This is a genomic window from Alteromonas sp. AO-Serp (genome assembly GCF_017849675.1).
Lineage (GTDB): Bacteria > Pseudomonadota > Gammaproteobacteria > Enterobacterales > Alteromonadaceae > Alteromonas > Alteromonas macleodii.
Genome location: NZ_JAFLMX010000012.1, coordinates 1 through 8,967, shown reverse-complemented (window position 1 = coordinate 8,967; position 8,967 = coordinate 1). Strand labels below are relative to the sequence as shown.

6 protein-coding genes are annotated in these 8,967 nt (G+C 45.9%); 2 read left to right on the top strand and 4 right to left on the bottom strand.

From position 1 onward, the window contains the following. Positions 1–238: 238 nt before the first annotated feature. Together QVA83_RS01015 and QVA83_RS01010 are read right to left on the bottom strand one after the other, a co-directional pair. Entirely contained in the window at positions 239–1,345 is a 1,107-nt protein-coding gene (locus QVA83_RS01015) for a FecR family protein (RefSeq protein ID WP_039229030.1), read from the bottom strand. After that, on the bottom strand, positions 1,338–1,928 hold the full coding sequence (locus QVA83_RS01010) for a sigma-70 family RNA polymerase sigma factor (RefSeq protein ID WP_039229032.1): 591 nt from the start codon (positions 1,926–1,928) through the stop codon (positions 1,338–1,340). The genes QVA83_RS01015 and QVA83_RS01010 overlap by 8 nt, the downstream gene beginning before the upstream one ends. A gap of 210 nt (positions 1,929–2,138) precedes the next feature. Here QVA83_RS01010 and QVA83_RS01005 point away from each other — a divergent pair, with 210 nt between their 5' ends. Beyond that, positions 2,139–5,303: a TonB-dependent receptor gene (locus tag QVA83_RS01005; protein ID WP_232375972.1), complete on the top strand. Its 3,165-nt coding sequence runs from the start codon at positions 2,139–2,141 to the stop codon at positions 5,301–5,303. 35 nt (positions 5,304–5,338) lie between these two features. Here QVA83_RS01005 and QVA83_RS01000 read toward each other — a convergent pair whose 3' ends face one another. Both QVA83_RS01000 and QVA83_RS00995 read right to left on the bottom strand, forming a co-directional pair. Beyond that, on the bottom strand, positions 5,339–5,521 hold the full coding sequence (locus QVA83_RS01000) for a DUF6435 family protein (protein ID WP_061487014.1): 183 nt from the start codon (positions 5,519–5,521) through the stop codon (positions 5,339–5,341). A gap of 164 nt (positions 5,522–5,685) precedes the next feature. Continuing rightward, positions 5,686–8,013 carry a TonB-dependent hemoglobin/transferrin/lactoferrin family receptor gene (locus tag QVA83_RS00995; protein ID WP_049585546.1) on the bottom strand — a complete coding sequence of 776 codons (2,328 nt, stop codon included), beginning with the start codon at positions 8,011–8,013 and terminating at the stop codon, positions 5,686–5,688. 225 nt (positions 8,014–8,238) lie between these two features. Here QVA83_RS00995 and QVA83_RS00990 point away from each other — a divergent pair. Then, the coding region (locus tag QVA83_RS00990; protein ID WP_287498015.1) for a DUF4198 domain-containing protein at positions 8,239–8,967 on the top strand (729 nt) is incomplete at its 3' end.

Here is an 8,967-nt window from a genome sequence, read left to right as displayed (position 1 = left end):
GCCAGAAATAGTAGCCTGGAAGTGAAATGGTTAATTGCCGTTACAGCACTGCCTATTTACATATCAAAGACGCCTTATTGTTTGATGCATTTATCTATCATACCAATGCATGCAGACTGATATAAGGCGTCATTGTAAGGGGGAGTAGGTAAAAGCGCGAGTTAAGCTTTAGAACGCGCTTTGTGTTTAGTTTGTAGCTCAATAATGCTAAGTAAGAACTTATGAGCCAAACCCACCGTTAACGGGGGCGAAGAACAATAGTGTCGCTAGAGTAGTCTGTAGATATCTGTAAATTGTCGGCAAGGGCGGCAATAAGCGCGTCTACATCATTGGTGTTGAATAGCCCTGCTACTTGCATGTTAGCAAGCGCAGCATCACCTAAAACGACCGTTTTATCCGTATATCGGCTTACTTCTTCAATCACGTCAATTAATGGCTCGCCGCGAAATACAATCTTGCCCTCACGCCAGCTTAAATCATTCGCGATATCTTCATCTGACACGTTCTCAACGGTGCTGTTAGGCAAAGATAAAAGCGATTTTTCACCTTTAACTAACGTCAGTGGCTGAGCCTGCGGTTTAATAATTGGATCAACAATGCTTTCGCCATTCGCTTTGTTAAGTGTATAACTGGCGACTTCTACCACGCCTTCGGTAACTACCAGTTCAAGGTCGCCGCGGTGATATTGCACATTAAAAGCAGTACCAACCGCCTGTATGGCTTTACCGGCTGCAAGTACATTGAGCGGGCGTGATTTGTCTTTCGCCACTTCGATATGAAGCTCACCTTTGACAAGCTGAATAACCCGTGAGGTTTCAGTAAAAGCGATGTTCACTTGAGAGTTGGTATTAAGCCATAGTGTACTGCCGTCCTCTAAGCTAATGCTCTTGTGCTCGCCCGGTTTGGTCGAGGCTTGTAACGAGTAGCTTGCCATTTGTGAAACAGGTTCGGTTTGGTTAGACGGCGAGAATAGATTTAGCCCCTGATAACTTAACAGCCCAACCATTAAAAACGAGGCAGCAATGGCCAGCGGGCGCTTCCAAGTCACGGTGTTGTTTGCTTTTTGTTTGGCGCTAGGCTCAGGTGTATGAGGTACGATTTCAGCCAGTTCGCTAAGCACCGACATCTTGTCCCACAAGGCTACCATTTCGAGGAAGGTGTCTCGATGCAAAGGCGTTGCGAGCCATGTTTTTAACGCTTGCATTTCTTCGGCATCAAGCCCTTCGTCGAGTTTCACAAGCCATTCGCTGGCGGCATCAAGCACACGCTCATCGCTATTAAACTGTACAACGTTGCTATTGGTGCCTGACTTAGCGTTTTTTGTTTCGTTTGTTGAACTATTCATGGGCGTCTCTCTTTACATCCGCCGTACTGTGTTGCCCACCACTTTGATAAGCATTCGGCCGTGTATGCGACGTCGTTTGTCGTCGCATAAACAAAGTGCATCTTTTTATCCCTTCAGCAATATGCTTTTCCACGGTTTTTTCGCTTATCTCTAATTCTTGGGCAATCTCTTTAAGAGAGTAGCCATACACTTTCTTCAATACAAATGCGCGCCTGCATTGCTTGGGAAGGGCGCGCACTGCGTCACAAAACAACTTAAACTCTTGCTGGGTGGCGTTGTTGTGAAATGTTTCATCTTCAACACCGCTTATTGCGCTTTCCAGTGCTGCCGCAACCTCTACGCTGTCGTCGACCATGCGTGTTTCTGCACGCTTCAAGTGATCGTAGGCCAAGTTTTTTGCGGTTTTAAACAAAAACGACTTGGGCTCTTTAATATGCTCGGTAGATTTCGCCTGACACAAGCGAACATACGTATCTTGCAGTATGTCATCCACTTCTTTAGGCGGCACAAGGCGCGACAGCATTTTGGCCATCGAGCCGCGCGCCGACATATAGGCATTATGTATGGCTGTTTCTATGGGCATATTGTTATTTTTTATCGTTGTTACTTACTAAGACGACAGCCACGCTATTTTCCCCCAGTATTTTCAACATTATCGCTCAAAAATTAAATTTGTTAATGGGTTGTATATAATGCGACGCTAGTTTAAAACAACACCAACAATAACGTGTAGGGTGACGCATACGCATCACACACTCTAATAATCAATAATAACAATAGCGTAAAACCGAATATGCCTGTGGCAAATGAACCATTCGACACAATAATCATGCTGCCTTTTAAGCCTAAAGCTTTAACGGTTGCACTGTGCATGATGTCGTTCGGCGCAAGTCACACTGTTATTGCACAGTCAGTGCTGCCCCACCAACAAGCAGAAGTGATTACACAGAATACATCGCCGCTCTCCGCAATAAATTTCGCTATTCCTGCACAAAGTGCAGACGAGGCAATCATCGCGTTTGCCAATCAAGCCGAGCTGACCGTAGTCTTTCCCTTCAACAAAGTCAGGCATATTTTTGCAAATGAAGTAAGTGGTAACTATACCCCGCAAGTAGCAATAGAGAAGCTTTTGGCTGGTACAGGCCTGAGTGCTGAAATTGTTGATAACACCCGAATAAAAATAGTGCCTGCTAGCGATAGTGATGAAAACAATCACTTGCTTGGTCGTCTTTTTAACGCCATTACCGCACAAGACGATAGCTTGGTAACCGTACCTGACGAGCAAGGTAGTTACGATATTGAATACATTGAAGTAAGGGGATTACGAGCGCGTGTTGCTCAATCGGTGGGGATCAAACGCAACGCGAACGTCATCATTGATACTATTCAGTCGGTGGATATGGGCAAGTTTCCCGATCAAAACCTCGCAGAAGCGCTGCAGCGTGTCTCTGGCGTATCTATCGACCGTGCAGAAGGTGAAGGTCAACTTGTTACAGTGAGGGGGTTTGGGCCGGAATTTAATCGGGTGTTATTAAACGGCAGGCCTATGGCAACCGATAAGCTCGGGCGGGAATTCAGCTTTGATACGCTGGCCTCTGAGATTGTCAGCAGTGTTACCGTGCACAAACAAAGCCAGGCGACTATGCAGTCAGGTGGCATCGGCGCTACGATCGATGTTCACACCGCTAAACCTCTTTCTTTCAAGGGAATGCGGGCGGCTGGCAGCATCAAAATGCAGTACGATACTAACTCGCAACAATATGCGCCTTCTACCTCTGCTATGTTCAGCAACACTTATTTGAACAACTCGTTTGGCATTCTAGCCTCTTTTACTCAACACAAGCGTCAAGCGCGACTAGAAGAAGCGCAAATTGATGGTTGGTTGGTAAATACTAACGTACCTGAAAGTGAGCTATCTGATGACGTTTCTACGCTATATGTGCCCAGGAATTACGATCAAAGAGTGCGCTTTGACGATAGAACACGTACGGGGTCTGCGCTCGTTTTACAATATCGACCTAATAACAAGCTCGAGCTTACGGCTGATTATCTGGGGTCAACATTTGATGTTGAAACCTCGGCAACCTCAATGGGACATTGGTTTACATCGAGCAACCTTGAAGATGTTACGGTGGATGAAAACGGCACGGCGGTGGCTTTTTCACAAAATAGCGGGCATGCCACCGACTTTCACGCGCGCACATTTAACCGTTCATCGACTTTGAGGAGCTTCGGTTTTGCAGCGAACTACATCGCAAGCGATAGCGTAATTGTTGATGCTGATCTGTCTTACTCAATGGCCAATGTCGATGACAACAATGGAGAGGGTAATTCTCTCTCGCTTATCGGTTATCTAAATCGCTCTTCATTCGATCATCGTCAGTCGAATATACTGCCCGCAATATCGGGCTTTGAACAAGCCAACCCCCGTCAGGTAAATGCCTTGGGGGAGCCGGTTGGCGTGTCCCATTACTTAGATCCAGCCAACGGCCGTTCCCACGTGATGTTGCGCAGAGGGTGGAGTATTGATGACGATATAGGGCAAGCAAAAATCAATGTAAGTGTGCTTGGGGATGAAAACTGGTTTAGCAAAATTGACGTTGGTGGAGCATTAACTCAGCGCGAAAAAGCCAACGAAAGAAGAGACAACGAAGCAGACGCAAGACACTGCAGTTTTTGCGGCTATTTTGATGCACCAGATATTCCCGATAGCTTCCAAACCATATTTGACGCAGGCGACGATTTTCTAGGCTCAATTAGTGGGCATGAGAACATACCTCATCAGTGGCTGCGCCACGACGGTGATACATTATTCCGTTACTTGGAAAACGCTGGGGATGTCAGTCTAGCCGCTGAAACACGGGGAAGCTCTTTCGCTGTTAAAGAAACAGTGTATGCGGGGTATATTCAAACCGCTATTGAAAAGGACTACGCGCCTTGGTTTATCGATGTGCATGCAGGGTTACGTGCTGAATATACTGATGTAAAGGTAAGCGGTGTCGATGAGCAGTTATCGGCGTTAGTTATTTTAGACCAAACCGAACTGGGGCAAGAGTTTGGCGCCTCGGTAAATATTGATAAATCGTCAAGCTACACCAATCTTTTACCCAGCGTGAGTGTTAAAGCCAGCTGGTTAGATAGTTGGGTATTTCGCGCGGCTTATAATCACAGTATCACCCGCCCAACCTTAGAACAAATGGCGCCGGGCGTCACTTACACCACCACGCGACAAGGTGGTGATCTGCGGGCGCGTATCGGAAACGCACAGCTATTGCCCTTTGAGGCAAAAAACATTGATTTGGCCATTGAGCATTACTACCAGGAAAATAGCTATATATCGGCAGGTTACTTTAGAAAAACGGTAGATAATTTCATTGTTAATGAAAGCAGTACACAAACCTTTAATAACGTGACTGACCCTAGCACCGGCACAGATCCAAACGCGGTTGATGATGCTGATGCATTAGCGCAGTTTTCCGTAATATCTCCTAGCAACGGTGAGTCTGCAACGGTTGAAGGGGTAGAGGTAGCAGTACAGCATTTGTTTGGCGAGTCAGGGTGGGGAATTCAGGCCAATGCGAGCTTTGTAGACAGCAACGCTGAATTAGACACCGCCAATATCCGTTCAACCTTCGCACTTACAGGGTTGTCGGGTGCAAAAAACATGGTGCTTTTTTATGAAAAAAATGCGCTGCAATGGCGGGTGGCCTGGAACCAGCGAGAAGGGTTCTTGCAATCACTGAACCAAACCCAAAGCACCGAGCCTACCTTTGTTAGCCCCTACAAGCAGTGGGATATGAGCCTTTCATACCAATTTAGCCCGAGGGTTTCTGTATTTTTTGAAGGTATCAATATTACTAACGAAACCGTGCATAAGCGCGGCCGATTCAGCAATCATCTCTTGCTTGTGCAAGACGCGGGGGCGCGCTACGCCTTAGGTGTAAACATCACGTATTAGTATTCGGTCACACGCAATGTGCAAGCGCCTAGCATTTATGTTCCTTGTGTATTTTTCTCCAGTGTTTCTATTTCTTTCCACAGTTGTTCTGATTGGGCGGTAAGCAATGAATAAGTCTTTATGTCACCGTTTCTTTGCGCGTGCATGGCTTTTTCAAGAAGGGCGTCATACTGCTTTCGCATTTTTTTGGTTGGATTGCTTTTAAAAAGTCCAAACATAGTGAAAGTCCTAAAAAGAGAGATAGCGAGAAAACGTTTGAACAGGAACTTTCGATCACCCATTTTCGTGAACAAACTTTCATAAACATTCATGGGAGAATACTTGAGTGAATAGCAGGCCACTTGGCTAAGTTGAGCTAAGTATGGCCTGCACTTTGGTTACATTAGAACTGGTAAGTGACGTAGGCACTAATACTTCTGCCTGGCTCTGAGTAGCGCTGGTATCCATTACCGCTCACACCGCCAAAGAAACCACCAGTACCGTCTCTTACGCTATTAAGCACTTCCCAGCGGTAATACTCTTTGTCTGTAAGGTTGTAGATCGCCGTGGTAAAGCGCAGGTTTTCAGTAATGTCGTAGTAGGCGAGCAGGTCGAAAACAGCATAGCCTGCAGGCGTATGCGATGGACCTGCACCGTTGTTCAACGAGGTGTAGCTAAGTTGAGTACTTTCTTCTACCCCTTTACTCAAAATTGCGACAAGTTCTGCGCCCCAATCACCTTCATCAGATACGTAGCCTAGTCCAACTGTTGCGGTATCTGGCGATACGGTTTCTAAGTCGTCCCCCGCATTGTTAAAAGCAGATGCGGTGTCGTAGGTACCGTCCAATGCTGTATAAGCAAAACGACCCGCAATGTTATCTGTAAAATTGTAATTAGCAGTAACTTCAAAACCGTCAACAGTCAGTTCGCCCGTATTTTGTGGCTGCGTGAATACATCATCAGTATTGACTACGGTTTCACAACCGAAGCGACCGCACTGCACGGTAGTTACTTCAGTGCCATAAGGCGTTGAATAAGTCTCGTCTTGAATCATGTTAGTGTATTCAGTTCTAAACACCGACACGCTGACATTTCCGTTCTCGAAATCACCAATATAGGTGAGTTCAAAGTTAGTCGATTCTTGAGCATCGAGTTCACTGTTGGCAATACGGTCAAGGTCAATAAACGTGTTACCAGTTATGATATCGGTGACTTCATCGCCTGAGTTTGTACCAAAATACAAGCTTTGGAGCGTAGGCGCTTGGTAGCCCTGAGCAATTCGGGCATTTATAGAGTGGCCTTTTACGAATTCGTAGGTAGCACCAATCTCACCTACCACCGCACTAAACTCGCTGTCTGTGATACTTAACCCTGTGGGGTCAGAAAATGTGCTGTCTACAGTAGGCGTATATTCCGTAGAATCGTAGCGAAGTCCAAGGTTTACGCTTAATTGCTCGCTAAGTTCAACCGTGTCAGCTAGGTAGGCTGTAATTAACGTTTTTTCGGTTTCTGGAACAAAGCTTTGGTCGCGAATAGGGTAGCCGTCTAAAATAGGCGAGTCCGCGGTTTGTCCAGCGAACCTGCGGTCGAACATCACCGCTTCAGCGTCCACCTGTTGATAACTAAAGCCATAAATAATCTCATGGTTAAATTCTCCGGTGATTGATTTGGCTAAATCAACATTGAAACTCAATGAGTCCTGGCTGAAATTGCGGTCCTCGGTACGCAATATAGCGTCGCCGTCTGCACTGCCGTAAAGAAAGCTGGTTACACCCGATGAAAACAGCTCTTGATAGTTCAATGTCACATCTATGCTGTCAGCAAACGCTAGGCCTAGGTTTTCGTTGTTAAAGAAAAGCCCAATTCGCTCGCGGTTATTTTCATCCGCTGAGGTGAAGTCAAAATAAGAGTCACTTTGGCGAGAAAGAGGTACGCCGTTCGTTTCTCTGTCCGTTTTTTCGTAAACAAAGCCTAGTTGCTGGTGCTCGGAAAAGTTATAAGCAAGTTTAAGTAAAACTGCATCGACTTGATTATCCATCGGGTCAGCCTGACCACGTGCTGAGCCAGAGATATTCTCACCATGGCTGTGGGCTTCTGTTTCGCTACTGTCGCGCATTGTGTATTGCAATAGCGAGTCGAAGTTACCCGTTCTGTTAGCGACGGTGCCGTGTACTAGCCATTCGTCAGAGCGTGCATCAAAACCGGTTTTCAACTTAACGCCTGTAGCATCACCAGTGGCAGGTAAAAAGTCGCTCGCTTCATTGGTCACGTAGGTAACTGAGCCTGCAAGGGAGCCTGGTCCTTGCGCGACAGCGCTTGGGCCTTTAGTGATATTGACGGCTTTTACGTGTTCCAATTCAATTTCGCCGCGGCTCGATCCATACATTCCATAAGCGGCGAATGAGCTTGGGTTTAGCGTTTCGCCTTGACCGACGCCATCTACAGTTACTGCTACGGCGTCTCCTTCCAAGCCGCGAATGTTGAAGCCATCGTTACCGAAACGGTTACCCGTATCATTAGTTTGGACCCCTGGGATATAGCGAGCGGTATCTTCAATATTTGTAATTGAGCGCTTTGACAGAGTTTGTGCATCCAGCACGGTTTCGACAGTCGTTGTCAGGGTTTCTTCACTTTTGGCCTTTGTAACTGCCAATTCTGATTGTTGAGCTAGGGCAGGAAGTGTTAGCGCACAGCCAAGCGAAATAGCTACCGTTGAGCGTTTAAATTTCATTGTTCTTTTCCAATTTATAATAAAAGTGCAAATAATTAGTATTTCGTATCAACGCTAAGCCTCCTGTTTGCGTCGGTTGATATCATTTTTATTTTTCTTAAATCGCGCCTGTCAAAGCGATTTCTTGACACTTCGTGCGTCAAAAATCGATCGTAATACTATTGATAACTATTATCATTTGCAATAGTATGATTTCACTTTTACAAAACTAGAAAATAAAAAACCATGAAAAAACACACGCTCATCAGTTTACCCTTGCTTATTGCAAGCAGCTTCAGTGGCGCTGCTCTAGCCCACGTGGCTTACCTAAAACCGCTTCAGTTTGAACCGGTTAGAGGCGGTAAAGTCACGCTGGATGCATCTTTTGCAGAACAATTTTTTGTACCAGAAGCGGCAATTACCAATGCATCGTTTGAAGTGGTAACCCCTAGCGGCAAGCTAGTGAGTGTGGAGAAGGTTGTCGATCTTTCTACCCGCAATGTTCTTGAGCACACGTTAGAGGAAGAAGGGACTTACCAGTTTTCAACCGGAAAACGCATGGGGGCAATTTTTCGCGTGTATGAAAAGGACGGTGAGCGTGGCTCTATGCGAGGTAACGAAAAGCCTCTACCAGAAGGTGCGATATTAAAAGAGCACTTTCAATCAGTTACGTTTGCAACAACGTACGTAACGAAGAAAGGGCCAAATGAACAGGCGTTAGCGCCAAGAAACGACGGCTTAGAGATCGTGGCAGTTAATCACCCTAACAGTTTGTTTGCCAACGAGAGTTTCAATTTCAAAGTTCTGTTTAACGGTAAACCTGTAACCGATCATGAAGTCTCGGTGTACCAAGGAAAAGATCAGTTCGCCGAAGAATCTGATGTAGAAAAATTAACGACAAATGCCAAAGGGCAAGCGTCGTTTACTCCTTCAGCACAAGATGTCTATTTGATGCAAGTAAGACTGCGTACCGAC

Bases quoted from the DNA above. Each gene is read 5' to 3' on its own strand.
- QVA83_RS01010 (WP_039229032.1), bottom strand. From the start codon at position 1,928: ATGCCCATAGAAACAGCCATACATAATGCCTATATGTCGGCGCGCGGC.
- QVA83_RS01015 (WP_039229030.1), bottom strand. From the start codon at position 1,345: ATGAATAGTTCAACAAACGAAACAAAAAACGCTAAGTCAGGCACCAAT.
- QVA83_RS00995 (WP_049585546.1), bottom strand. From the start codon at position 8,013: ATGAAATTTAAACGCTCAACGGTAGCTATTTCGCTTGGCTGTGCGCTA.
- QVA83_RS01005 (WP_232375972.1), top strand. From the start codon at position 2,139: ATGCCTGTGGCAAATGAACCATTCGACACAATAATCATGCTGCCTTTT.
- QVA83_RS01000 (WP_061487014.1), bottom strand. From the start codon at position 5,521: ATGTTTGGACTTTTTAAAAGCAATCCAACCAAAAAAATGCGAAAGCAG.